The 25,807-nt window shown below is 74.7% G+C and carries 18 protein-coding genes; 13 read left to right on the top strand and 5 right to left on the bottom strand.

The window, feature by feature from the left end:
- The first annotated feature begins 187 nt into the window (after window positions 1-187).
- The 5 genes from RI578_RS27335 (at window position 188) to RI578_RS27315 (ending at window position 5,844) form a co-directional block, all read left to right on the top strand.
- On the top strand, window positions 188-1,423 hold the full coding sequence (locus tag RI578_RS27335) for a DUF6545 domain-containing protein (RefSeq protein WP_310873545.1): 1,236 nt from the start codon (window positions 188-190) through the stop codon (window positions 1,421-1,423).
- 91 nt (window positions 1,424-1,514) lie between these two features.
- Window positions 1,515-2,036 (top strand): toxin, encoded by a 522-nt coding sequence (locus tag RI578_RS27330; RefSeq protein WP_310873544.1) that lies wholly within the window; start codon window positions 1,515-1,517, stop codon window positions 2,034-2,036.
- Window positions 2,033-3,217, top strand: coding sequence for an MAB_1171c family putative transporter (locus RI578_RS27325; protein ID WP_310873543.1), 1,185 nt, complete (start codon window positions 2,033-2,035; stop codon window positions 3,215-3,217). Before RI578_RS27330 ends, RI578_RS27325 begins: the two co-directional genes overlap by 4 nt.
- 31 nt (window positions 3,218-3,248) lie before the next feature.
- The gene (locus RI578_RS27320; protein ID WP_310873542.1) at window positions 3,249-4,451 is read left to right on the top strand and encodes an MAB_1171c family putative transporter; all 1,203 of its coding nucleotides are present in this window, start codon (window positions 3,249-3,251) and stop codon (window positions 4,449-4,451) included.
- Window positions 4,441-5,844, top strand: coding sequence for an FAD-dependent monooxygenase (locus RI578_RS27315; protein WP_310873541.1), 1,404 nt, complete (start codon window positions 4,441-4,443; stop codon window positions 5,842-5,844). Before RI578_RS27320 ends, RI578_RS27315 begins: the two co-directional genes overlap by 11 nt.
- 68 nt (window positions 5,845-5,912) lie before the next feature.
- Here the strand turns inward: RI578_RS27315 and RI578_RS27310 are convergent, their stop codons facing one another.
- Complete coding sequence (locus tag RI578_RS27310) at window positions 5,913-6,809, bottom strand: SMP-30/gluconolactonase/LRE family protein (RefSeq protein WP_310873540.1); 897 nt, start codon at window positions 6,807-6,809, stop codon at window positions 5,913-5,915.
- A complete protein-coding gene (locus tag RI578_RS27305; protein WP_121746808.1) occupies window positions 6,806-7,579 on the bottom strand; it encodes an IclR family transcriptional regulator in 774 nt (257 codons plus the stop codon). Before RI578_RS27305 ends, RI578_RS27310 begins: the two co-directional genes overlap by 4 nt.
- 141 nt (window positions 7,580-7,720) lie before the next feature.
- On the opposite strand from RI578_RS27305, the gene RI578_RS27300 reads away from it, so the two are divergent.
- Window positions 7,721-8,314: a hypothetical protein gene (locus tag RI578_RS27300; RefSeq protein WP_310873539.1), complete on the top strand. Its 594-nt coding sequence runs from the start codon at window positions 7,721-7,723 to the stop codon at window positions 8,312-8,314.
- Here RI578_RS27300 and RI578_RS27295 read toward each other — a convergent pair.
- Both RI578_RS27295 and RI578_RS27290 read right to left on the bottom strand, forming a co-directional pair.
- Window positions 8,311-9,198, bottom strand: coding sequence for a hypothetical protein (locus RI578_RS27295; RefSeq protein WP_310873538.1), 888 nt, complete (start codon window positions 9,196-9,198; stop codon window positions 8,311-8,313). The two genes, RI578_RS27300 and RI578_RS27295, sit on opposite strands and share 4 nt — an antisense overlap.
- Before the next feature lie 3 nt (window positions 9,199-9,201).
- Entirely contained in the window at window positions 9,202-9,909 is a 708-nt protein-coding gene (locus RI578_RS27290; protein ID WP_310873537.1) for a FadR/GntR family transcriptional regulator, read from the bottom strand.
- A gap of 175 nt (window positions 9,910-10,084) precedes the next feature.
- Between RI578_RS27290 and RI578_RS27285 the strand changes: the two genes are divergently transcribed.
- From RI578_RS27285 to RI578_RS27275, 3 genes are read left to right on the top strand one after another with little or no spacing between them, the layout of a single operon-like run.
- Window positions 10,085-11,491 carry an SLC13 family permease gene (locus RI578_RS27285; RefSeq protein ID WP_310873536.1) on the top strand — a complete coding sequence of 469 codons (1,407 nt, stop codon included), beginning with the start codon at window positions 10,085-10,087 and terminating at the stop codon, window positions 11,489-11,491.
- Between the two features lie 52 nt (window positions 11,492-11,543).
- Entirely contained in the window at window positions 11,544-13,004 is a 1,461-nt protein-coding gene (locus RI578_RS27280) for an acyl-CoA synthetase (protein WP_310873535.1), read from the top strand.
- Window positions 12,997-14,367 carry a carboxyl transferase domain-containing protein gene (locus RI578_RS27275; protein WP_310873534.1) on the top strand — a complete coding sequence of 457 codons (1,371 nt, stop codon included), beginning with the start codon at window positions 12,997-12,999 and terminating at the stop codon, window positions 14,365-14,367. The genes RI578_RS27280 and RI578_RS27275 overlap by 8 nt, the downstream gene beginning before the upstream one ends.
- Before the next feature lie 230 nt (window positions 14,368-14,597).
- Here RI578_RS27275 and RI578_RS27270 read toward each other — a convergent pair whose 3' ends face one another.
- Window positions 14,598-18,257 carry a S8 family serine peptidase gene (locus tag RI578_RS27270; protein WP_310873533.1) on the bottom strand — a complete coding sequence of 1,220 codons (3,660 nt, stop codon included), beginning with the start codon at window positions 18,255-18,257 and terminating at the stop codon, window positions 14,598-14,600.
- Window positions 18,258-18,479: 222 nt separating this feature from the next.
- Here RI578_RS27270 and RI578_RS27265 point away from each other — a divergent pair, with 222 nt between their 5' ends.
- The 4 genes from RI578_RS27265 to RI578_RS27250 all read left to right on the top strand — a co-directional run bounded on the left by RI578_RS27265 (window position 18,480) and on the right by RI578_RS27250 (window position 25,680).
- Window positions 18,480-18,839, top strand: a complete 360-nt coding sequence (locus RI578_RS27265) for a CU044_2847 family protein (RefSeq protein WP_121746815.1) — start codon at window positions 18,480-18,482, stop codon at window positions 18,837-18,839.
- Window positions 18,836-20,488: a trypsin-like peptidase domain-containing protein gene (locus RI578_RS27260; RefSeq protein WP_310873532.1), complete on the top strand. Its 1,653-nt coding sequence runs from the start codon at window positions 18,836-18,838 to the stop codon at window positions 20,486-20,488. The genes RI578_RS27265 and RI578_RS27260 overlap by 4 nt, the downstream gene beginning before the upstream one ends.
- A gap of 261 nt (window positions 20,489-20,749) precedes the next feature.
- Window positions 20,750-21,775: a MoxR family ATPase gene (locus RI578_RS27255; protein ID WP_310873531.1), complete on the top strand. Its 1,026-nt coding sequence runs from the start codon at window positions 20,750-20,752 to the stop codon at window positions 21,773-21,775.
- Window positions 21,775-25,680, top strand: a complete 3,906-nt coding sequence (locus RI578_RS27250) for an SAV_2336 N-terminal domain-related protein (RefSeq protein WP_310873530.1) — start codon at window positions 21,775-21,777, stop codon at window positions 25,678-25,680. Before RI578_RS27255 ends, RI578_RS27250 begins: the two co-directional genes overlap by 1 nt.
- Window positions 25,681-25,807: the final 127 nt, after the last annotated feature.

Here is a 25,807-nt window from a genome sequence, read left to right as displayed (position 1 = left end):
TATCGAATGCCGCTCGTAACTTCGAACGGGACCGTAAGTGGGCGACGACGGCGCGTCAATGGTTCGGACAAGAACTCGGGGAACGACTTTCCGCGCGCCCCCATCGCATGACGCGGACACATCCAGCCGCGTAGGCTCGAACGTCCTTGGAGACGACGGCGGGTGCCGGCGGGGGTGGGGGACGAAGATGGAGTCCGCGGACGCGGCCATGGGTCCGGCCTCGTTCCTCAGCGAGTTCTACACGTCCTTCTGGTGGGTCCCGGCCGCCGTCCTGGCCGCCGCCCTGGCGATCAAGGTGCCGACGATCATCCGGCTCTGGAAGGACCCGCTGCTGCGCGCGGTCGGCGGCCTGCTGCTGCTCGCCTGCGCGGTGTTCGTGTTCGTCGCGCCCTCGACCATCGTCTGGGTCAACCGCGTCACGGGCGTGCCCAACATCTCGGCGCCCTGGGTGTATTCGCTGCTCACCGCCTTCTGCGGCTCCTGTCTTGTGCTGATCATCGCCTGGCGCGACGGGCTGTCCGAGCGCTCCGCCCCGACGCGCCGGGCCACGCGCTGGGTCGTCTTCGCCTACGGCAGCGTGATCGTCGCGCTCTGGGTGCTGTTCGCCCTCGCCGACGTGCCCGTGGAGCGCACCCGGGACCTCGACACGTACTACGCCAACACGCCGTTCATGCGCGAGGAGATCCTGCTCTACCTCGTCGCGCACACCACCGCCGTGCTCATCACCTCGAAGCTGATCTGGAACTGGATCCGCACCGGCGGATTCGACGCCTGGCTGCGCTGGGGACTGCGGTTCCTGGGCGTCGGCTACGCGCTGAACCTGGCCTTCGACGCCGCCAAACTCACCGCCGTCACGGCCCGCTGGACCGGCAACGACCTGGACTGGCTCAGCCTGGACGTGGCCCCGGCCCTGGCCTGTCTGTCCGCGGTGTCGATCGCGGTCGGCTTCATCCTGCCGCACGCCGGGCAGTACCTGCGCGAGCGGTGGCGGATCCGCCTGGCCCACCGCCGGCTGCGACCGCTGTACCGGCTGACGCGGACCGTGCACGGCTCCGGAGTGCCGTTCGTCCTGCGCGCCAGCCCCGAGCTGCGCCTGACCCGCCGCGAGACCTTCATCCGCGACGTCCTGCTGCCGCTGGCCCGGCGCACCGACGAACGGCTGGGCGAGCGGTCGTACGTCGCCGCCCTCGGCCTCGGTTTCCCCCCGGCGCGGGCGAAGGCGCTCGCCTCGGCGGTGGTGATCCTCGACGCGGTCGACGCCGGGCCCCGCGCGGACGGCGGCGACGGCACCCGCGACCCCGACACCACGGACCTGCTCCGCGAGATCGGGGCGCTCTCGCGCGCCCTGCGCCACCCCGAAGTGCTCCGGGAGATCCGCGCCCGCGCCGCGGCACCCGAGGACACCGTGGCGGTCACCGAGTGACCGTGCCGCACGCGGAACTGGCCCGGACGGCACCCGTCTTGGCATATTGCACAGGTGACCGAGCAACAACCAGGGGAACAGGGAGACAGCGGTGCGTACCAGGAAGGAGATGCGTCGTCTCGCTGACGCCCTCATCGACCCCATCCGGGTGCCGGTCCCGGCCGATCCCGAAGTCCTGTTCGACGCGCTCGTCGCCTCCGTCAGCGCCTGGCGGGGACGCGACGTGATCGTCCACCGCGCGGCGTTCCCGCCGCACACCGCGAGCGGACTGTGGCTGGAGCGCGAGAGCCACGACGACGTGGTGGTGGACGAGCGCGCCGCCGTGTGGCACCAGATCGTGATCCTCTGCCACGAGGTGTGGCACATGAGCCGCCGCCAGGCGGAGACGGACGTCGGTGCAGGCCCCCGGCCGGTCGCCGCGCGCACCGACTTCTCCCTGGCCGAGGAGCAGGAGGCGGACCGCTTCGGCATGCTGATGGGCCGTCGGCTGCGCACCTGGCTGGAGGCCTCCACCGACTCGGTGTTCGCCGCGGAGGGCGGCGAACCCGACGACCCCCAGGACCTCGCCGGACGCATCGGGGCCGCGCTCAACTACCGCGGGACGACGAGATGAACGGCCTGATCAACTACGTCAGTTGCGGGGTGCTCTGGCTCGGCCTGCTGGTGAAGGCCCCCGATCTGGTGCGCCACCGCCGCGATCCGTATCTGCGCGCCATCTGCGCCGTGCTGGGGCTGGCCGGGCTCTGCTTCCTGCTCGGGGCACCTCCGACGGTCGGCGCCGTCAACCGGCTGAGCGGTGTGCCGAACCTCGCGGCCCCGCTCACCTACGCGGCGATCACCGGGTACTGCGCCGCTTCCCAGGTCCTCGTCGTCCACTGGCGCGGCGGGCCCCGGGTGCACCGCACGGCGCGCCGCTGGACGCTCGCGTACGCCGCCGTGGTCCTCGGCATCGCGGTGACCTTCGCCCTCGGCGACGCGCCCGTGGAGCGCCGCACCGACCTGGACACCTACTACGCGACCACCCCGTTCATCGCCCAGATGATCGTGCTGTACCTGGTCGCGCACCTCATCGCGGTGACCGTCACCACGGTGATGTCGCTGCGCTGGGCGCGCCGGGTGCGGGGCGGGCTGCGGGCGGGCCTGACACTGCTCGGCGTCGGCTCGCTGTGCGGCGCCGGCTACAGCGTCGCCAAGCTGGTCGCGGTGGGCGCCAGTTGGTCCGGGCGGGACTGGTCGGCACTCGACACCGCCTTCTCCCCGGCCGCCGCCGGTCTCGGTGCCCTGCTGATGGTCGTCGGGGTGCTGGTCCCGCTGGTGACGCCCCGGGTGACCGAGTGGCGGCGGGCCCGGCGGACGTACGCCCGGCTCGAACCCCTGGAGCGGGCGCTGGACGACCTGCTCACCCGCCGGGCGCTGCGGCTGCCCCGGCCCCGGTTCGCCTCCCCCGCCACCCGGCTGATGTGGCGCCAGACCAGCGTCCACAACGCGCTCGGCCACCTGGACGCGTACTTCGACCGGGACCTGTACGACCGGGTCCACGCCGGTGTGCTGGCGGCGACGGGTGATCCGGAACGTGCCGAGGCCGACGCCTGGGCGGCGGTGATCGTCGCCGCGGTGCGGCACGAGGCTGAACCGGAGGGGGATGCCCCGCTTCCCGGCGGCGCCGGTCCGCTCCCCGGCCGCGTGCCGGGCCCGGCCGCCCTCGGCCGGATCGCCGACGCGCTGGCCGGCACGGCGCCGCCGCCGGTCCCCGCCGCCGTGCCGAGCGGCAGGACCACGGCGGGAACCGCGTGAACCGGGCCCCGGGCGAGAGGAGTCTGCCGGTATGAGTCTCGTCGTGTATCTGGCGGCCGTCGTGTTCGGAATGACCTCCGTCCTGCTGTTCCGCCGTCCGCGCACGGCCATGCGGAACCCGCTGACCCTGTCCACCAGCATGGCGGTCGTCCTCGGCGCCCTGGTCTTCGTCTGCGCCGCCCCGGCCACCCTCGCCACCGTCAACGAACTCACCGGCGTCCCCAACTTCGGGGCCCCGCTGACCTACGGGATGCTCTCCGCGTACAGCTGCGCCGTGCTCGTGCTGCTGATCAACTGGCGGGGCGGTTCCCGCGAGCGGGTGCGGCGCATGGTGCTGCGCTGCATGGCCGCCTACGGTCTCCTGGTGGTCGCCATCGTCGTGCTGTTCACGCTCGCCGACGCGGACACCGAGCGGCTGACCGACCTCGACACGTACTACGCCGGCACCCCGTACATGCGGGAGATGATCCTGCTGTACCTGCTCGGGCACAGCGCGGCGATGCTCGTGATGTGCGCCGTCTGCGTCAAGTGGGGCCGCGAGGTGGGCGGACTGCTGCGGGCCGGACTGCGGCTGATCCTGCTGGGGGCGCTGCTGGACGTGGTGGGGTTCCAGCTGACCAAGTACACGGCGGTCGTCGCCCGCTGGTCGGGGCACGACCTCGACTTCCTGTCCACCACCGTGGCCCCGCCGATGGCGTCACTGGCCGCACTGCTGTGCTCGGCCGGGTTCCTGCTGCCCAGGCTGCTGCCCCCCGTGGTCGGCCACTGGCGGGGGCTGGGCGACTACCGGCGGCTGGATCCGCTGTGGTCCCTGGTCAGGTCGGTGTCCACCGCCCCCAAGCCGCCGACCGCCTGGTGGCAGCTTCCCCAGGCCCGGCTCCAGTGGCGCGAGGTGTCCATCCACGACGCCCTGCTCGCGCTCGCGCCGTACTTCGACCACCGGGTCCGTGAGCGGGTGCGGGACACCGCCCTGGGCGCGGGCCGCTCACCCCACGAGGCCCGGCTGGCGGCGGAGGCGGCCATGCTCGCCGACGCCGCGCGCCGGGCCGTCACCGGTGAGGAACCGCCCGAGACCGCCGGTACCTACCGTCTGCACGCCACCGAGGTGTCCGGCCCGAGCGGACTGGTGGAGCTGGCGCAGGCGCTCGACCGACCGCCCGCCGCGTCCGGCGGAGCGGACCCGTCTTCCATGACCGGACCCATGGCTGAACCCGAGGAGCCCCATGTCGCGTAGAGCTGTCGTCATCGGTGCCGGCCTGGCCGGGATGCTGGCCGCGTCCGTGCTGTCCACCGCGGGCGTGGACGAGGTGATCGTGCTGGACCGGGACGAGTTGCCCGAGGGGCCGGAGCACCGCCGTGGGCTGCCGCAGGGGCGGCACGCGCACCTGCTCATGGCCGGCGGGCTGGCCGCCATGGAGGAGCTGGTGCCGGGCGTGAGCCTGGGCAAACGGCTGCTCGCCGCCGGGGCCCACGAGATATCCCTCAGCTCGGGCATGCTGGCCCGCACGCCCGAGGGCTGGCTGCGGCGGTGGCGGCGCGAGGGGCCCGTCATGCTCACGTGCAGCCGGGCGCTGCTGGACTGGACGGTGCGGGCGGCGGTGCTGGAACACTGTCCGATCGAGGTCCGCAAGGCGGCGGTGGTGGGGCTGACGGGTTCCGCCGGCCGGGTGCGGGGCGTGCGCGTCGCGGCCGTCGGCGGGGACACGGATCTCGACGCGGACTTCGTCGTCGACGCGAGCGGGCGCGGCACCCGGGTCGTCACCTGGCTCGACGGGCTCGGTCTTGCCGGTGTCCGGGAGCACACCGTGGACTCCGGGCTGGTCAACGCGACGCGCGTCTACCGGGTTCCGGAGGGCGCGGAGCGGTTTCCGCTGACGATCGTGCAGTCCGACCCGTACGTGTCCCGGCCGGGGCGGAGCGCGATGGTGCTGCCGATCGAGGACGACCGGTGGATGGTCAGCTGCGGCGGTACGCGAGGCGGTGAGCCGCCGGCGGACCCGGAGGGTTTCCTGCGGTACACGCTCGACCTGCCGGATCCGATCGTGGGGCGGCTGATCTCCGGCGCGGAGCCGCTCACCGACGTGCATCTGAGCCGGTCGACCAGCAATGTGCGGCGGTACCTGGAGAAGTCCGCCCGGTGGCCCGACGGTTTCGTCGTCCTGGGCGACGCGCTGGCCACCTTCAACCCGGCGTACGGGCACGGCATGTCGGTGGCCGCGTTCGGCGCGCGGGTCCTCGGCCGGGAGCTGGAGCGGGCCGGCGGTCTCGGCGCGCCCGGTCTCGCCCGGCGGGTGCTGCGGGGTGCGGCGCGCTCGGCGGACCCGGCGTGGTCCATGGCCGTCGGCCAGGACGTCCTCTACCCGGGAGTGCGCGGCGGACGGCCGGGGCCCGCCGACCGCGTCGTGACGGCGTACACGCGGCGCATGACGAGGGCGGCCGCGGGCTCCTTCGCGGCGGCCTCGGCGATCTGGGACGTCACCAGCATGCGCACGCCCCCGACCCGCATGTTCCGCCCCGGCGCGGTCCTGGCCGCCCTGGCCGGCTCCCCGCTCGCCCCGCTGACCGGGCCGCCGCTGACCCCGGGTGAGCGGGAGGTGCTCCGGGGGCTGGACCGCACGGGGGTGTGAGGGAACGGGGGTGTGAGGGAACGGGCGGACGCGCACCGGCGTCCGCCCCCGCTCCGGCGGCCCCGCGCTCAGCCCGCGAACGCCGGCTGGGCCACCCCCCGGCCCGCGCCCGGCACCACCAGAACCGAGCCGGCCAGCGGGTGCGGGGCCGGCAGCCCCACCCGGGCCGTGGTGATGTACAGGTCGGTCAGGCCGGGGCCGCCGAAGGCGCAGGCCGTGACCCGGGGAACGGGGAGGGCGATCACCCGGTCCAGGTCACCGGACGGGGTGTACCGGCGTACCGCGCCGCCGTCCCACAGGGCGACCCACACGCAGCCCTCGGCGTCGACACACAGGCCGTCCGGGAAACCGGCGCCGTCCTCGATCGTGGCCAGGGCCCGGCGTCCCGTGATCCGGCCTTCCCCGGTGCCGGGGTCCGCGTCCTCGAAGACGTCGAAGACGTCGATACGGCGGGTCGGCGAGTCGACGTAGTACATCAGCCGCCCGTCGGGACTCCAGCCGGTGCCGTTGCTCACCGCCACGTCGCCGAGGAGGAGCTCGACCGTGCCGTCCCCGGTGACCCGGGACAGCGAACCGCCGCCGGGTGCCTCGTCGTAGCGCATGGTGCCGGCCCACAGCGTGCCGTCGGGAGCGACGGCGGCGTCGTTGGCGCGGCGGCCGGGGACGACCTCCCGGTGCAGCCAGCGGAAGGTGTCGTCGGTGTCTAGCAGACCGATCCCGTCCCGCAGGTTGAGGACGAGGCCGCCGCCCGCGCGGGGCTTGACGGCGCCCACGTGCTGGTCGGTGCGGCGGACCGTGCGCCGGCCGGTGGCCGGGTCGTAGGTGTGGACGCGGGAGTTCAGGATGTCGATCCACAGGAGGCGGCCCGTCACGGGGTCCCAGGTGGGCCCCTCGCCGAGGGACGCCTCCGCCCGGACGGCCACGTCGTACTCCGTCCCGGTCGGCGTCGTACCGTGCTTCGTCATGCCGCGCTCCGGTGGCCGAGTCGCTCGGAGAGGTCGGCGGCGCCCTTGACGGCGAGCTGCTCCAGCTCGCCGAGGCGCTCCTCGCTCCAGCGGATCATGGGCACGGAGATGGACAGCGCGGCGACGACCCGGCCGGTGCGGTCGCGGACCGGGGCGGCCACGCAGGAGACGTCCGGGTTGGACTCGCGGCTCTCCACCGCGATGCCCCGCCCGCGGATCCCGGCCAGGGCCTCGCGCAGGGCGGCCGGCTCGGTGATGCTGTTCGGGGTCATCGCGGTCAGCTCGGCGCCGTCGGGGAAGCGGGCGGCGACCTCCTGCTCGGGGAGGGAGGCCAGCAGCATCTTGCCGACGGAGGTGCAGTGGGCGGGCAGCCGGCGGCCGGCCGCCGACACCATGCGCACCGCGTGCGTGGAGTCGACCTTGGCGATGTAGATGACGTCGGTGTCCTCCAGGATCGCCACGTGCACGGTCTCGTCGCAGGTCTCGGCGACGGCCCGGGCGACCTGCTGGCCCTCGGCCGCGAGGTCGAGGTGCTCGGCGTAGCGTGCGCCGAGCTGGTACGGGCGCACGCCGAGGCGGTACCGTCCGGGCTGCCCGGCCACGGGGACGATGTACTTGCGGGCGGCGAGCGTGGTGACCAGTTCGTGCACGGTGGTGCGCGGCAGCTGGAGCCGGCGCACGATGTCGGGGGCGGAGAGCGTGCCGTCCCCGTCGAGGAAGAGCTCCAGTATGTCGAGAGCCCGGGTCACGGCTGGTACGAGGCGTCCCATGTCCCGCCCCCTCCCTAAGTTTGTTCGAGATTTCAACAGGCGATCGGAATAGCGAACACAGGCTACTCATATCGCGTTTGCCGGGGCAATGGGCAGGCGGCACCGCGATCGCGCCCCGAGCCATGGGCCACGATGGTCTCCATGCCCACCGGAAAGCAGCCCGCCGGCCCGTTCACCCCGCGCGACTTCCAGCTCGTACTGCTGCGCCGCATGGCCGACCACAATCCGGGCCCGGTCGAGGACGCCCGTCGCGAGCTGGGCGCCTCGCTCGCGGAGATGCGGGAGGCCAACAAGCGCTGGCAGGCGATGCTCCGCTCGCCCCGCTCCCGCTCTGCGGCCGCCCGCTACCGCTCGGTCCTGGGCGAGCCCGAGTCGGCGACGCCCCGCCGGATCGGCGACCTGGAGTGCGAGGCCCGGCAGTGGCGGCTCCCCCTCTGGCCGGACCTGCGCTTCGAGGTGCTCGTCGCCGACAAGGGCGTCGTGTGGAACGAGTGGCTGGTTCGCGCCCCCGGCGCCGAGGGACCGGAGCTGCGCACCCTGGACGACCTCACGCCCTGGTCCTGCACGGTCGACGAGGCGGCCCGCGCCTTCGCCCCCGCCCGCCCGCTCCAGGGCTCGGCGCCCACCCGCTGGGGGCTGGCCTTCACCGCCCCGGACGCGCGGGGGCAACGCCACGACGTCGTCGCGGAGTTCACCTGGGGACTGCTCCAGCGGACGGCGGTCGGCGACCGCTAGCGGGCCGCGTCGAGCACCGCCTCCACCACCCGCGGCAGCGACCGCTCGTGCAGCCACAGGAACAGGTTCGGCTCGACCAGCTCCAGCTCCATCACCCGCGGCCGTCCGTCCTCCCCGTCCACCAGGTCGACGCGGGCGTACAGCAGCTCGGGGGCGTCCGGTACGGCGGCCAGGGCGCTCTCGGCGACGGCGAGTTCGGCCGGGGCCGGGGTCCAGGGCTCCAGACCGGGGTGCGCGACCTTGCGCTCGTCGTACGGCGTCCCCGGCGTGAGGACGGCGCCCTTGCGACTGGCGTGCAGCAGGCGCCCGCCGAAGAACTGGAGAGCCCGCTCACCGGCGGTGTCGATGCTGCGCACGTACGGCTGCACCATCGCCGTGAACCCCTCGGCGTGCATCCGCTCCACCTGTCGTACGGCGGTGGCGTGCTCGTCGGGTGTGTAGCGGGCGGCGAAGCGGGCCCCGGCGCCCGAGGTGGGCTTGACGACGTACTCGTGGTCGCCGGGCAGGTCGGGCACCTCGCCGGGGGCCGTGTAGCGGGTGGGGACGGTGGGCACGCCGGCCGCCGCGAGGTCGCCGAGGTAGCGCTTGTCGGTGTTCCACCGCACGACACCGGCCGGGTTCGCGAGCCGCGTGACCTGGCCGCACTTCTCGGCCCACGCCGTGAACTCGTCCGCGCGCCAGCTGTAGTCCCAGGTGGAACGGAGCACGGCGAGGTCGAAGGACCCCCAGTCGACGCCGTCGTCGTCCCACACCTCGGCGGAGGCCCGCGCCCCCGCCTCCTCCAGCGCCCGCACGAGCACCGGGAGATCGCGGTCCTCGCTGACGTGCGGTCCGGGACGGCAGGTGACGAGCGCTATTCGGGGCGTTACGGATGTACGGGTCATTGGTTACCGTTCCTCTTCCGGGTCCCAGTCCAGCAGCCGGACCTTGGCGACCGTGCGGACGTGGCGCCGCATCGCGGTGGCGGCCTGCCGGGGCTGCCGGGCGGCGACGGCGTCCAGGATGTCCTGGTGCTGGGCCAGGGAGCGGCCGGGGCGGCCCGGCTGGCGCAGGGACTCGGTGCGGCTCTCGGCGATCTGGTGGGCGATGGAGCGCATGAACTCGGCGAGCAGGCTGCTGTGCGCGGCGGCCGTCACCGCCGCGTGGAACAGGCGGTCGCCCTCGACGCCGTGACCGCCGCTCCCGATCTCCTCGGCCATCACGCCCAGCGCCGACCGCATCGCGGCCAGGTCGTCCTCCGTGCGGCGCTCGGCGGCCAGTTCGGCGAGCTTCGTCTCCAGCGCCTCGCGGGCCTCCAGGACGTCCGGGAGCCGCCGCCGGCGTTCGACCATGTCCTCGACCGGCTCGACGTCGAGGCTGTCCCGCACCAGGTACGTACCGCCGCCGTGCCGCGCCTCCACCAGGCCCTGGACCTCCAGGACCACGATCGCCTGCTTCACCGAGGCCCGGCTGACACCGAGGCGCTGGGCGAGGTCCCGTTCGGGCGGAAGCCGGTCGCCGGCCCGCAGGCCGCCGTCGGTGACGTACTGGCGCAGCCGCTCCAGCACCTGTTCGTACAGGCGCTGCTTGGTCATGGGGCGCAGGGCGTCGGTCACGAGATCCCCCTCTCGCCGGGAGCGTAACACCGGGCGGCGCGTGGCCGAGTGGCTGAGCCAATTCGTGCGCGACCCCTTGACGCGGGACCGGGGCGGGCCCACGCTGACCGACCAGCCGCACCGTTCAAGTGGTTCAGCCACTCAGCCAATAAGGTCAGCCCTCGGGAGCCCCCGCATGTCCCCCGAACTCATCTCGATCCTTGTCCTCGTCGTGGTGTTCGTCATCGCCACGACCCGTTCCGTCAACATGGGCGCGCTCGCCTTCGCCGCCGCCTTCGGGGTGGGCACGCTCGTCGCGGGCCTCGACGCGGACGGCATCTTCGCCGGTTTCCCCGGCGACCTGTTCGTCGTCCTCGTCGGCGTCACCTACCTCTTCGCCATCGCCCGGGCCAACGGCACCACCGACTGGCTGGTGCACGCCGCCGTCCGGCTGGTGCGGGGGCGGGTCGCGCTGATCCCGTGGGTGATGTTCGCGCTCACCGGCGCGCTCACGGCCATCGGCGCGGTCAGCCCGGCCGCGGTGGCGATCGTCGCGCCGATCGCGCTGAGCTTCGCCACCCGGTACGCGATCAGCCCGCTGCTGATGGGCACGATGGTGGTGCACGGCGCGCAGGCCGGCGGCTTCTCGCCGATCAGCATCTACGGCTCGATCGTGAACGGCATCGTGGAGCGCGAGGGCCTGCCGGGCAGCGAGGTCACCCTCTTCCTGGCCTCGCTGATCGCCAACCTCGTCATCGCGAGCGTGCTGTTCGTGCTGTTCGGCGGGCGGAAGCTGTGGGCGCGGGGCTCGGTGACGCCGGACGACGACGGCGCGGCGGGCAAGGGCTCGGAGCCCACCGGCGCGGGGGCCGACGCCGGCACAGGCACAGGGACCGGCACCGGCACGGGGGCCGGAGGCACGAGCACCGGGGCCGGCGGTACCGCACCCACCGCCGTGGCCGTCCGTCCGGACCAGGACACCGACGGCACCGGCGCCGGCCTGCGCCTCACCCCCGCACGGGTCGCCACCCTCGCCGCCCTGGTCGCGCTCGTGGTGGCCGTCCTCGGCTTCGACCTGGACGCGGGTCTGACCGCGGTCTCCCTGGCCGTCGTGCTGAGCACCGCCTGGCCGGACGACAGCCGTCGCGCGGTCGGCGAGATCGCCTGGTCCACGGTCCTGCTGATCTGCGGCGTCCTCACGTATGTCGGCGTCCTGGAGGAGATGGGCACCATCACCTGGGCCGGCGAGGGCGTCGGCGGCATCGGCGTCCCGCTGCTGGCGGCGGTGCTGCTCTGCTACATCGGCGCGATCGTGTCGGCCTTCGCCTCCTCCGTGGGGATCATGGGCGCACTGATCCCGCTGGCGGTGCCGTTCCTCGCGCAGGGCGAGATCGGCGCGGTCGGCATGGTGGCGGCGCTCGCGGTCTCGGCGACGGTCGTGGACGTCAGCCCGTTCTCGACGAACGGCGCGCTGGTGCTGGCCGCGGCGCAGGAGGCGGACCGGGAGCGCTTCTTCCGGCAGTTGATGGTGTACGGAGGGATCGTCGTGGCGGTCGTGCCCGCGCTGGCGTGGCTGGTGCTGGTCGTGCCCGGCTTCGGGTAGGCCCACCTCGGACAACCGATAAATCGTGAGCAACAGCTAAGGAGTACGACGCGTGTCCACTCTCTTCCCGGCCCTCTCCCCGGCCGCGACCGGCGCCGGGGCCGACCGGCCCGCCCTGCGGTTCGGCGGGCGTTCCCTGACGTACGCCGAACTGGCCGCCGCCGCGGGTGGCACCGCCGGACGGATCCGGGGGGCCGGGCGGGTCGCCGTGTGGGCGACGCCGGAGATGGAGACCGCCGTCGCCGTGGTGGCGGCGCTGCTGGCCGGGGTCCCCGCCGTGCCGCTCAACCCGAAGTCCGGCGACAAGGAACTCGCGCACATCCTCTCCGACAGCGAGCCCTCGCTCGTCCTGGCGCCGCCGGGGAGCGACCTCCCGCCCGCCCTGGCCGCCCTGGAGTGCGTCGACGTCGACGTGCGCGCCACCGGACCCGTTCCCGAGGGCGGCCGCACCGGCGACGGCGACCCCGCGCTCGTCGTCTACACCTCCGGCACCACCGGCCCGCCCAAGGGCGCCATCATTCCCCGGCGCGCGCTCGCGACGACCCTGGACGCGCTCGCCGACGCGTGGCGGTGGACCGGGGACGACGTACTGGTGCAGGGGCTGCCGCTGTTCCACGTGCACGGCCTCGTGCTCGGCATCCTCGGCCCGCTGCGGCGCGGCGGGTCCGTGCGGCACCTGGGCAGGTTCTCCGCCGAGGGCGCGGCGCGGGAACTGAACGACGGCGCGACCATGCTGTTCGGGGTGCCGACGATGTACCACCGGATCGCCGAGGCGCTGCCCGGGGACCCGGAGCTGGCGAAGGCGCTCGCCGGGGCCCGGCTGCTGGTGTCCGGGTCGGCCGCGCTGCCCGTGCACGACCACGAGCGCATCGCCGCCGCGACCGGCCGGCGGGTGATCGAGCGGTACGGCATGACGGAGACGCTGATGAACACCAGCGTGCGGGCGGACGGCGAGCCGCGCGCCGGGACGGTGGGCGTGCCGCTGCCCGGGGTGGAGCTGCGGCTCGTGGAGGACGACGGCACGCCGATCGCGGAGCTGGACGGGGAGAGCGTCGGCGAGATCCAGGTGCGCGGCCCGAACCTGTTCACCGAGTACCTGAACCGCCCCGACGCCACCGCCGCCGCCTTCACCGACGACGGCTTCTTCCGCACCGGCGACATGGCGGTGCGCGACCCCGACGGCTATGTCCGCATCGTCGGCCGCAAGGCCACCGACCTGATCAAGAGCGGCGGGTACAAGATCGGGGCCGGCGAGATCGAGAACGCGCTCCTCGAACACCCCGGGGTGCGGGAGGCGGCCGTCACCGGGGAGCCCGACCCGGACCTCGGTGAGCGGATCGTGGCGTGGATCGTGCCCGCCGACCCCGCCTCGCCGCCCACCCTCGACGCGCTGGCCGACCATGTCGCCGGCCGGCTGGCCCCGCACAAGCGGCCCCGCGTCCTGCGGCACCTCGACGCCCTCCCCCGCAACGACATGGGGAAGATCATGAAGCGGGCGCTGACGCATGACTGACCGGCCGTCCGCGCGCGAGTTCCTCGCCCTGCTCACCGACGACTTCACCGAACTGCCCCACCCGGGGAGGGAGTCGCGGCCCGACGGCCCGCTCGGCTGGCCCGGCTACGACGCCTCCCGCGTCCGCGCCGCCGAGCGCACCGGCGAGGAGGAGTCCGTCGTCTGCGGGACCGGGCACGTCCAGGGCACCCGGGCCGTGCTCCTCGCCTTCGAGTTCGGCTTCCTCGGCGGCTCGCTGGGCCGCGCCACCGGCGACCGGCTGGTGGCGGCGTACACGTACGCCCGTGAACACCGGCTGCCGGTGGTGCCGTTGGTCGCCACCGGCGGCAGCCGGATGCAGGAGGGGATGCTCGCGCTGACCCAGCTCCAGCGGGTGGCCCGCCAGTCGGCGCTCACCCGGGAGGCCGGGCTGCCGCAGATCGCCGTACTGCGCGACCCGGCGACCGGCGGCGGCTGGGCCACGCTGGGCGCGGGCGCCGACGTGGTCCTCGCGCTGCCCGGCGCCCAGGTGGGTTTCGCCGGCTCCCGGGTCCGGCCTCCGGGCGCCGACCCGGCGGCGTACACGGCCGAGGCGCAGGTGGCGGCGGGCAGCGCGGACGCCGTCGTACCGGCCGGGGAGCTGCGCGGGACGCTGGGGCGGTGGCTGCGGCTGCTGACGGCTCCCCCGGGCGGTCCGGCGCCGGTGCCCGAGCCGCTGGGCGCGCGGGACCTGCCGGCCGGCGGATGGGACGCGGTACGGCGGGCCCGCGCCCCCGAACGCCCGCGCGCCCGGGCGTACCTGGACGCCTACTTCGCCCACCGCGTCGCCCTCTCCGGCGACCGCTGCGGGGGCACCGACCCGGACGGCATGCTCTGCGGCTTCGGCGAGCACGCGGGGCGGACGGTCGCCTACGCCGCCCAGACCGGGACGGCGACCAGGCCCGCCGGGTACCGCACCGCCACCCGGCTGATCCGCCTCGCGGACCGGCTCGGCATCCCGGTGCTGACCCTGGTCGACACCCCGGGTGCGGCGAGCGACGCGGAGGCGGAGCGGCAGGGCGTGGGCGCGGCGATCGCCGACCTGTTCGCGGCGGTGGCGTCGGTGCGGACGCCGGTCACCACGCTGGTGATCGGCGAGGGCGGCTCGGGCGGGGCGCTGGCGCTGGCCGCGCCGGGCAGCACCTGGGCCACGCCGGACAGCTACTTCTCCGTGATCGCGCCGGAGCTCGCGGCGGCGATCCTGAAGCGGCCCCCGGAGGAGGTGGAGGCGACGGCCGGTCAACTGCGGCTGCGGCCGCAGGACTTGACCGAGCTTGGCGTGATCCGAACAAGCGATCAGTTGTTCCCTGGAACAGGTGATCGTCGCTCTGAGGAGCGTATGTGACTGCCGGGACCAACGATACTTACGTTGTGCGGGCGACGGGCTGCAGACCGTAGTCGACGCACAGTCCCAAGTAGGTCCCACACATGCACAGCGCAAGGAGCTGCACGATCATGAACCTTCTCACCGACATCCTCGCCGGCATCGTCCACTTCGTCGGCTGGCTGGTCTGACGGTCCGAGAACCCAGGCGGCGCCGCCTCCCCGTCCCAGGGAGGCGGCGCCGTCCGCGTGTCACCGCACGGCCACGGCCCGCACGATCTCCTGCGTGACCGAGCCGCCCCGGTCGTCGCGCGCCGAGGCCCGCAGCGAGACGTGCCCGGCGTCGCGGGGCACGCTCAGCGTCCCGTGCCAGGACGTCTGCCCGTCGCCCTTCCGGTCGCCGCCGCGCAGCCGGACCTGCTGCCAGGTCTCGCCGTCGTCGTACGACACCTCCAGTTTCCCGCCGCCGATCGTCCCGGTGCCCGGGGCGCCCGCCACGTACTCCGCGCCGATGCCGACCCGCAGCCTCTTCCCGCCGCGCACCTCGCCCGCGAGGTCGGTGCCGACGTCGAAGGAGAGGTTGATCAGGGGCAGGTAGGTCCAGCGGTCATCCGGTGTGGCGGCCGAGCGGAAGGTCCACTCCGCGTGCCCCTCGGTCCCGAGGCGCCAGCGACCGGCGTCGAGCGCGGTGTCGGTGACGAGCCGGTACGTGTGCTCGTCGGCCGGCGCGTCGTCCACGTACGCGGCGGAACTCGGCCCCTGGTCGACCAGTTCGCCGTCCAGGTACACCGACGTGGTCTGCGACATCCCGCTGCCCTCGCTCCACACGTCACCGAAACCGGTGTGGTCCGGGCCGGAGTCGCCCCAGCCGGGGGCGTTGAACTGGAGCCGGTCGCCCGCGCGCTGCTGTCCCCAGCCGAGTCCGGTGCCGAGATACGGGTGCCACACGGGCTTGAACCAGTTCAGCTCCGTACGCGCCCCTCCCTCGTACCGGACCGTTCCGGACCGCTGCTCCAGCGCACCGTCGGCGGCCGTCACGGACTCGTGCCACAGCTGGCCCGGGCCGGTGGACACGTACTCGGTGCGCTCGACGGGGTAGTCGATCCGCTCCCGGAAGCCGATGCCGATCGGGAACGTGTCGGTGATCGAGTACCGGAACTCGCCGCCACTCGCCGGCTCGGCGGCGTGGTACCTGGTCCGCAGCGTGGCGAGGTCGCGACGCCCGGGCTCGTAGGTGAGGTCCCGGTCGGGCACGCCGCCGCGATGCCCTTCGGAGAGGTCGTACGTGTAGGGCGTGTTGCGCGTCCCGGTCATGTCGACCCGCCCGGCGTCCCGCAGCCGACGCGCGTCGGCCGCACCGACCGTGGCGATCTGCAACGGCCGGTCGGCGTTGTCCGCCGTGCCCCACCAGGCCATCAGCCGCCCGGCCGCGTCGTCGGTCACGAACAGCGCCTGCACGCCCGCGTCCTGGGCGGCCTGGGCCAGGTCCGCCGGTTCGGTGCCCTCGGTGAGCCGGGCGAGGGCCGCCTTGCCCCGGACCGCGTCCGGGAACGGGCCGTCGCCGACGTCGACCAGCGGCATCCGGCCGCGCCCCTCGATCAGGGTGCCGCCCGCCTGGACGACGGCCTCACCGATCCCCCTGACCTCCAGCAGCGGCTTGCCGAGCCGCCACACGGTCCGGTACTCGAAGTCGCCCTCGGTGACCTTCCCGGTGGGCGCGGCGAAGACGCTGTCGTACGTCAGGGGCACCTGGACCGCGCCGAACAGGTCGGAGCCGTTCGCGCTCCGGTCGTACTCCATGAGCAGCTGCCGAGTCTCGGTGCGCTTGTCGACGTCGGCGCTGATCTCGCGCAGCTCGCGTCCGTCGAGGGTGATCTCGCGGTCCCGGTCGACGACGACCTCGGGCGCCGCGAGGAAGCCCAGCCCGAGCGAGTCGGCGCCGTGGCTGCCGCGCACGTCCAGGAAGGAGGTCAGGCTGTACGTGCCCGGCGCGAGGCGCAGCTTCAGGGTGCCGGAGTCACCGACGTGCGCGGGGACGGGGTCGACGCCCTCGGCGAGGCGCTGGACGACCAGGTCGGCCGGGGCCGCGGCGCCCGCCCGGTCCTTGACGTGCACGGTGAGCGTGTACCGCTCGTCCTCCTTGACCATCCCGAACGCCGTGTGCGCGACGGGCGTGCCGTCGGCGCCGGACGCCACGATCCGGCCGCTCGTCGTGCCGACCGGCGCCTTGGACCCGTCGCCGGTGACGGTGGTGGAGGCGGTGCCGTGCGCGGGCACGGTGAGGGTGGTGTCGGCGAGGGTGGCGACGCCCTCGGGGGCGCCCCGCACGGACAGCCGCAACTCGACGGCGGCGTCGGAGTCGTTGGTGTAGGTGACGGTGCGGGTCACCGGCTCGTTCGCGTCGTACGGCCAGGAGTGGAAGCCCAGGTCGGCGCTGCCGGTGGCGGTGACCTCGGCGCCGATCGCGTCCGGCACGCTGACCCGGCCCGCGCCCAGCTGGTAGGCGGACGCGTCCAGTTCCTTCGACGTGGACATCAGCGCGTCCTTGAGCCGCGCGCCGGTCCAGTCGGGGTGCTGCTCGGCGAGCAGGGCGGCGACCCCGGCGACGTGCGGCGTCGCCATCGACGTACCGCTCATGGAGATGTAGTCGCCACTGCCCCCGGTCAGACCGGAACGGGCGGCGAGGATGTCGACACCGGGGGCGGACAGGTCGGGCTTGAGCGCGTTGTCGCCGTGGCGTGGTCCCGCGCTGGTGAAGTAGGCCGCCTCGTCGGCCGGGTCGACGGCTCCGACGGTCAGGGCCGCGTCGGCGGCGCCGGGCGAGCCGATGGAGGACGGGGCGCCGGTGTTCCCGGCGGCGATGACGAACAGGGCGCCCGTCTCGCGGGACAGGGTGTCGACGGCCCGCGCCATCGGGTCGGTGCCGTCGCTGGGCTCGGTCGAGCCGAGGCTCATGGACACGATGTCGGCGTCCACGTCCCGGGCGGCCCACTCCATGCCGGCGATGATCTCCGACTCGCTGCCCGAGCCCGAGTCGTCCAGGACCTTCCCGACCGCGAGGTCGGCGCCCGGCGCGACGCCCTGCTCCTTGCCGTCGGAGGCCGCGCCGCTGCCGCCGACGGTGGAGGCGACGTGCGTGCCGTGGCCGTTGCGGTCGGCGACCTCCTCGCCGGCTATGAAGCTCCGGCTCTCCCCGACCCGTCCGGCGAGGTCGGGATGGTCCGCGTCCACGCCGCTGTCCAGCACGGCCACGGTGACGCCCTTGCCGGTCAGCCCGGCCTGCCAGGCCTCGGGGGTGCCGATCTGCGCGTTGGACTCGGCCATCGCGGCGGTGACCCGCCCGTCGAGCCACACGCCGTCGATGCCGGCGCCACGGCGGGTGAATTCCCGCCAGAATTCACGCCCCTTGCCGGCCTCGACGGCGGCTCCGCGCACGCTGGGCAGCGCCCGCGTCCGCTCGGATCCGCGCGGGGTGGCGGCCCGCGCGCCTTTCTCGTAGGTCACGATCAGCGGCAGTTCACCGGTCTCGGAGTCGGCGAGCCCCTGCTCCAGCAGCTCACCGACGTCGAAGAGGCGTTCGTCGAGGCTGCCGTCACGCAGGTACGGCAGGGCCTCGTCCGGTACGACGGTGGTCCGGCCGCCCGAACTGCGGGTGTGCACGGCGCCGGTGGCGCCCTCGGGCCGCTCGACCGTGACGGTCTTCCGGCCGCCGCCGAGGCCGGTGACGGTCACCCGGTCGCCGGTGACGAGGGTGACGGTGCGGGCGGCGGCCGCGGCAGTGCCGGCGGCGGCCGGTGTCCGCGCCGTGTCCGGGGCCGGCTCCTGCGCCGCCGCCGTGCCGGCCGGCAGCAGCGCGATCACGAGCCCCGCCGACAGGAGGGTCGCCCCACGTCTGACTGGTCCTCTGCTCATCCACGCCTCTCTTCGTAACGTCGTAGAGTGCTGCGACGAGTGCTGGGAGAAGTCTCAGGGGGCTTGTGGGGCAGCGGAGTTGACCGGAGGTGGCGGATTGGTGCCCTGGCGGGTTTCCGCCAGAGCGGCGGTGGGCCGGAGGCGATGGGCGGGACAGGGCCGAGTACGGTCCGTCACAATGACCTTCCGCACAGGTACGGCAGACGGGGAGCGAGCGGCGTCATGGACGGGTGGGTCGAGTTCAGGACCGAGGACGGCACGCCGGTGGTCGTCGAGGGTGTCGAGGACGAGGACGGCGCGCGGCTGGTCTCGCGCGGCGACGGTCCGGCCCAGGCGGCGCGCACGTTCGAGGGCTCTTTGGAAGGCGTGCGGGCGGCGGCCGAGTCCGCGCTGCGGGTGTTCCGGGACGGCTCGCTCAGACCCGACTCGGTGGAGCTGGAGTTCGGGGTCAAACTGAGCGCGGAGGCCGGCGCGATCATCGCGAAGGGCTCGGCGGAAGGCCATCTGGTCGTGAAGCTGAGCTGGTCGCCGGAGCCGTCCCCGACGCGCCCGGACGGCCCGGAAGCCGCCGGCCGGTCATGAGCGGGACCGCGTGGCACGCCCGCGTCGAGTGCGGCAAGGAGGTCGGCGCCGGATTCCTCGTCTCCGCACGCCGGTTGCTCACCTGCGCCCACGTCGTCCGGTGGAGCGAGGGCGCGGCGGTCACGGTGACCTTCCCGGGCCGCCGGGAGCTGGGCGAGCTGTCCGCCACGGTCGCCGTGCACGGCGGCTGGCAGGGCGGCCCCGCCGACCCCGGTGACCTGGCCGTACTGGAACTGGACCGTGAGGTGCCGCTCGGACCGGCCGTCTTCGCCCGGCCCGGCTCGGAACAGGGAACGCCCGCGCCCCAGTTGGTCGCCTACGGCTTCCCCAAGGGCTACGACGAGGGCATGCTCGCCTCCTACCGGGCCCTGCCCGGCCCGCTCATCTCGGACGAGTGGGTCCAGTTGGAGGCGCTCACGGCACACGGGCAGCCGCTCGCGGCCGGGTTCAGCGGCGCGGCCCTGGCACTGGCCGACGGCACGGTCGTCGGCATGGTCACCGCGGTCGCGGGCGCCAAGGACGTACGCGTCGGCCGGATGCTGCCCGTCGAGATCATGGCGCGCTACTGGCCGGAGCTGGGCGAACTGGTACCCACGCCGGGCCACCGGGCGGACGCGCGCAGGCGGTTGTACGCGCTGGTGCGCCGGGCCGAGGGCACCGGCCTGGCGTGCGACCCGAACCGGCTGTACGTCTCCGCCATGGACCCCTTCGACCCGCCGCCCCCGGAGGGTGGCTTCGACTCCCTGCGGGAGGCCGCCGCGTACGTGCAGTGGGAGGTGCCTGAGCCGGGTGCCGTGGCCCGGCTCGCCGACCGGCTGGAGGAACTGCTGCACGCACCGCCGCCGCGCCCCGCGACGTGGTCGCCCATCGTCGTGGAGATCGATCACAGCGGCGCCGGCGCCGACCAGGTCACCGTGGAGGTGTCCGCCTACCGGGACGGGCAGCGCCGCCCGGTGGGCACGCGCCGGCTGGCCAGGGGCGCGGTGCGGTCGTTCGTGCAGGAGCGCATCGACGAGGCGTTCACCCAGCTCGATCCCGGCGCCGAGGAGCTGCTCACCTTCGTGCTGCCGCGCGAGTGGCTGAACGAACCGGTGGCGCACTGGGCGTGCAGCGAGGACGACCCCACGCCGCTCGGCTGCGCCTATCCGCTCGTGGTGACCGACCGCCACCGCCACCGCAGCGGGCGGCTCCGCCACCAGTTGCGCAAGAAGTGGCGCAAGCTCGGGGTCAGCACGGGCGGCACACTGCACCGCGTGGACTGCGGCACCCGGGAGCGGCCGGCCGGCCTGCGCAGGCGGCTGCGGGACGACGCGGAGCTGGCCGGTTTCGCCACCGCGCCCGCGGCGGCCCGGGAGCACTTCGAGGTCGGTCTCCACGTCCCCGTGCCGGTGCTGCTGTGGCCGCGCAGGGGGTGCCCCGGCGACGGGCACGACGGCCCCTGCTCCGGTACGGCGTTCCTCGACGAACTCACCGTGTCCGTGGCCGGGGTGCCGCCGTCCGAACTCCCCCGCCTGGTCATGGAGCTGCGCGAGGCGGCGGACGCGGCCGACGTCCCCGACGAGCACTGGGCGAGAGACGTCCAGCTGCTGTGGGACGACCCCCGCTGCTTCGCGGAGCCCGCGGCCCTGCTCCACTCGCCCGTCGGCTGAACCACCCACCACCGAATCACTCCCCGCGACCCACCACCACCGGCCCGCCCACGCCGAAACGCTCGCCGCTGAACCGCCACCGCCCGCCGACCGGACCACCCGCCACCAAAACGCCCACGCCCCACCGCCCGCCGCCGAAACGCCACCGCCGCTGAACCGCCCGCCGCCCGAACCACCCGCCGCCGACCGGACCACCTGCCGCCGCACCACCCGCCGCCGAAACGACCCGCCCGCCGCACCGATCGCTCGGAGAGAAGAACCATGCCCCTGTGGCCCGTCTACACCGGCGCGCCGGCCCCCCACGACGGCATCACCAAGTTGCCCCCGCCGCCGCCCTGGCGGGCCTTCGACGGCCACCCCGTGCTCGACCCGCCGGACGAGGACGGCGACGCCCCGGCCACCTCGCCCGACCGCGTCCACCGGGCCGCGACCTACCAGGCCTCCGCGCACACGGTGCAGTTGGTCAACGCCGCCTTGTACCTGCGGCGCCCCCTGCTGGTCACCGGCCCGCCCGGCACCGGCAAGTCGTCCCTCGCCTACGCGGTCGCCCGCGAACTGCGGCTCGGCCCGGTCCTCCGGTGGAACATCACCAGCCGCAGCACCCTCCACGACGGCCTCTACACGTACGACCCGCTCTCCCGCCTGTACGCGGCACGCCACGCCACCGAGCGCCCCGACGACCCGGCGGCCGGGACGGGCATCGAGAACCACCTGCGCCTCGGCCCGCTCGGCACCGCTCTCCTCCCCTACGCCCGCCCGCGCGCCCTGCTCATCGACGAGATCGACAAGAGCGACCTCGACCTGCCCAACGACCTGCTGCACGTCCTGGAGGAGGGCCAGTACGAGATCCCCGAACTGGTGCGGGCCTCCCGGGACATCCCCAATGGGCGTGCCGAGGTGCTGATCGACGGCACCGACCAGCGGGTCCCCGTCGAGCGCGGCCGGGTCCGCTGCAAATCCTTCCCCTTCGTCGTCCTCACCAGCAACGGCGAGCGCGAGTTCCCGCCCGCGTTCCTGCGCCGCTGCGTCTCGCTGCGTCTGCGGCAGCCGGACGACGCGCACCTCACCGAGATCGTCCGCGCCCACCTGGGCGAGCCCGACGGGTACGCGCAGCAGCTGATCGACCGGTTCCTGTCCCGGGTGGGCAGCGGTGAACTGGCCACCGACCAGCTCCTCAACGCGATCTACCTGGCCCGCTCCTCCGGCCTCGGCACCGAATCGCTCGACGAGCTGGCGGAGCAGCTGATGCCGTACCTGGGCCGTTCCCCGCAGCCAGACGCCTTCTGATGCCCGCCGACCGCCCCGGCCCACCGGAGCCCCTTCCCCGCCTGGCCGACATCCTCGGCCAGGCGGCCTCGGGCGTCCGCCCGACCCCGCTGGAGCTGGCCGAACTCCTCTGGCTGGCAGCACAGATGGAGCAGCCCGGGGAGCCGGACCGGTCGACTCCGGCGGCTCCGCCGGCTCCGGCGACTCCGGAGGCCGAGACGGAACCCCCGGCGCCGACACGGCCCGCGCCCCGGATGGCGCCGGAGCAGCACGGGCCGGGCGGACCACCCCGGCCGGACCGGCCGGACCGGCCGCGGAAACCGCCGCCCGTACCCGAGGCGCGCACCCCCCTGCGGCTGCCGTCCCCGGCCCCCGCACCGGGCTCCTCGGCGGTCGAACCGCACAGCGCCCTGCTGGCGCCCGCTCCGCCGATGCTGCGGCACACGCTTGCGCTGCAGCGTTCCCTGCGCCCGCTGAAGCGCCGTACCGACGCTCCGGTGGGGCACGAGGTGGACGAGGCCGCGACCGCCGACCGCATCGCGCGGCTGGGCGCAGGACCCGAGTGGTGGCTGCCGGTGCTGCGGCCCGTGCGGGAGCGCTGGCTGCGGCTGAACCTGGTGCACGACGCGGGCCCCACGATGCCCGTCTGGCAGCCCCTGGTGCGCGAACTGCACGCCACGCTCGCCCAGTCGGGCGTCTTCCGCACGGTCACCCTGCACCGCGCGGAACCCGACGGCACCGTCCGCGGCGAGGGAGCCGACGCGCCCGCCGACGGCCGTACCGTCACCCTGCTGATCAGCGACTGCATGGGACCGCAGTGGCGCGAGGGCCCGGCCGGCACCCGGTGGTTCGGCACCCTGCGCCGCTGGGCGCGCCGTACGCCCCTGGCCGTCCTGCAGCCGCTGCCCGAGCAGTTGTGGCGGGACACCGCCCTGCCACCGGTCCCCGGCCGGCTGTCGGCCCCGCACCGGGCCGCGCCCAGCGCGTCGCTCGCCTTCACGCCGTACGACGACGGCACCGCGCCCCCGGCGCCCGGCGAGACCGTGCACGTACCCGTACTCGAACCGGGACCCGAGTGGCTGGCGAACTGGGCCGCACTGGTCGCGAGCCCGGGCGGCACCGAGTACCCGGGCGCCGCCGCCGCACTGCGCCGCCCGTTGCCGGCCGACGCCGACGACCGTACGGACGTGGCGCGGCTGTCCGCCGAGGAGCTGGTCCTGCGTTTTCGCGCGAGCGCGTCGCCGGAGGCCTTCCGGCTGGCCGGCCACCTCGCGCTGGGGCGTCCGGACCTGCCGGTGATGCGGCTGGTGCAGGCCGCCGTCGAGCCGCACCCGCTCCCCCAGCACCTGGCCGAGGTCATCCTCAGCGGGCTGCTCACCACGGTCGCCGGGCCGCCCGGCTCGTACGCGTTCCGCCCCGGCGTGCGCGACCTGCTGCTGCGCGGTCTGCCCCGTACCGCGCGCAACCGCACCCACGAGCTGCTGCTGCGGACCGGCGGCCTGATCGACGAGCGGGCGGGGCGGTCGCCCGGCGAGTTCCGCGCGCTGATCCCCGACCGGGACGGCACCGAGCGGGCCGACGGGAACGAGTCGTTCGCGGCGATCAGCGAGGAGAGCGCGCGGCAGCTGGCCGCGCGGGAGCGGCCGGCTGCCGCGTCGCCTTTCCCGCGCGCGGTGAGCGCGCGCTACCGGCCGGTGCGCCGGCTCGCGCCGACCGGGAGGATGTGGCTGGCCGAGGACACCGCGGCGAACCGGACGGTGATGGTCCGGCTGCACGACGCGAACACCGACCCCGCGTCGCGCGAGGCGTTCCTGCGCGACGCGCGCCGCCTGACGGAGATCGCCCACCCGAACCTGGTCACCGTCCTCGACCGCGGCATCGAGGACGACATCCCGTACGTCGTCATGGAGCACCTCGACGGCATCGCCCTGAACGCCCTCACCCGGTCGGGCGGCCGACGGCTGCCGGTGCCGCTGACGGTGTCGGTGGGGGCGCAGCTGGCGACGGCGCTCACCGCCCTGCACGAGGCGGGCGTCACGCACGGCGGTCTGGAGGCCTCCCGGGTGGTCCTGCTGCCGGACGGCACGGTCCGGCTGAGCCTCTTCGAACCGGGGCGCACCTCGGGCCCGGCCGGCCGCTCCGAGGACCTGCGGGCCCTGTGCGACGTCCTGCTGCTGCTGACGTCGGGCACCTCGCGCCTGACGGTCCCGATCGACTCCCGCCACCTCGACCGGCTGCCCGGCAGCCTGCGGATCCACTACGCGCACGCCTTCGACCAGCTGATGTCCGCCTCGTCGGCGACGCAGGCCCAGGGCCTGGGGCTGCTCGCGGACCCGCAGCTGCCGGCCCGGGCGGCCGAGGCGTACGAGCGGCGCCGGTACCACGTCCTGGGACCGCTGCGGGTGCGGCTGCCGGACGGCTCCCCCGGCCTGCCGCCGGACATCCGCGCGCTGCTCGCCATGCTGCTGCTCAAGCACGGCCGCACGGTGACGCACGAGGAGCTGCGGTGGGGCCTGTGGGACCCGGGCGACGAGCCGCGCAACCCGCGGGCCGAGGTGACCCGGCTGGCGGCGCGGCTGGCGGACGTCCTGGGCCCGGGCGTACTGGCGACGTCCGCCCACGGCTGCGCCCTGCACACCAGCGCCGACGAAGTGGACGTGGTGCGGTGCGACGAGCTGGTACGGCGCGCCGACGCGGCGCGGCTGGACGGCGCGCGCGAAGAGGCCCGCGACCTCGTCACCGGGGCGCTGGCGCTCTGGGACGGCGCCGAGCCGCTGGCGGGCGTGCCCGGTCCCGCCGCCCGCACCGCCCGCACCCGCCTCGTCCGGCTCCGCCTCGCCCTGCACACCAAGCGTGCCGAACTCGACCTGGCCCTCGGTGAGTACGACCGGGCGTCCACCGACCTGGCCGGCCTGCTGCACGCCCACCCGCACCGGGAGGACTTCCGCCGCCTGTACCTGATCGCCTTGCGCCGCCAGGGCCGGGGTGAGGAGGCCCTGGCGGTGTACGAGGAGTACGAACTGTCCGGGGGGCGGAGCCCGGCTCTGGCGGCGCTGGGCCGGGAACTGCGCGAGGAGCACGACGAGCCGGCGGACGACGCCCCGTGGCAGGCGCACGAGGAGCCGTCGGCCCCGGACGGCCCGAACGGCGCCGTGTCCGCACCGGACGAGCTTCCGGAGGGCCCGTTCCCCACAGAGGACGGCCTCTGGACGCCCCTGCTGGAGGAGCCGGAGGAGACGACCGAGGAGGCGGAGGCGGCCGAGTCGCTCGCCGCGCGCGGGGTGTGGATGGGCGATCCCGACGACGATCCGGACCTCGACCCGGCGGAGGTCCTGGAGCGGGCGGAGATCATGGCGGAGGTCGCGGCGGAGGCGGAGGCGGAAGCGGCCGACGACGACACCGACTTCCGCGACTGCGCCCGCTACACCTCCGCCGACGGCCCCTTGGACGGCGAGGCCCGTTCAATCCTGCACGGCGTGGTCACGGACCTGCTGGCGGACAGCCGGCTCCACGGTGAGGCGTACGAACTCCTGGACGATCAGGACGGGGGCCTCCTCGTGCTGCTGGCGCCGCGGGTGGCGGCCTCCCGCCTCCTCCGGGCGACCGTGGAGGGTCTGCCCGGGCACCTGGCACGGGTGGGCGGCCTGCGGGTGCGGGTCGAGTTCTGGCAGGTGGAGTTCCGCACGGACGGCGGTGCGGAGCAGGCCCTCCGCGCCGACGCCGGGTCGGTCGACGCGGCCCTGGACACCTCCGGCGCACAGGCGATCATCGCCCTCTCGGACTCCCTGTACTACGACGCGGTGTACGAGAACGAGATGGACGAGGACGACGAGGGTGACGGCCCCGCCCTCGCCCCGGACGCGTTCCGGCCGCTGGGTGGCGACAGGGGTTGGTACCGCACGGTCGACGGGGCCCGTGGCCGCTGATCGCACACCCCCCGTTCGGCGGCCCCCCGCCCGGCCCCCTCCAGAAGGCGCCCGCCCCGGCCCCCGCGCACGATGCCTAGGAGGCCGGCCACCGGGCGGCCCCGCACGGTCCGCGCTCTCGGGAGGA

The organism is Streptomyces sp. BB1-1-1, from assembly GCF_031597775.1.
In the GTDB taxonomy this organism is placed as follows: Bacteria; Actinomycetota; Actinomycetes; order Streptomycetales; family Streptomycetaceae; genus Streptomyces; species Streptomyces thinghirensis.
Note: the sequence above shows the minus strand (reverse complement) of the source record. Positions and strands in the feature narration are given on the sequence as shown.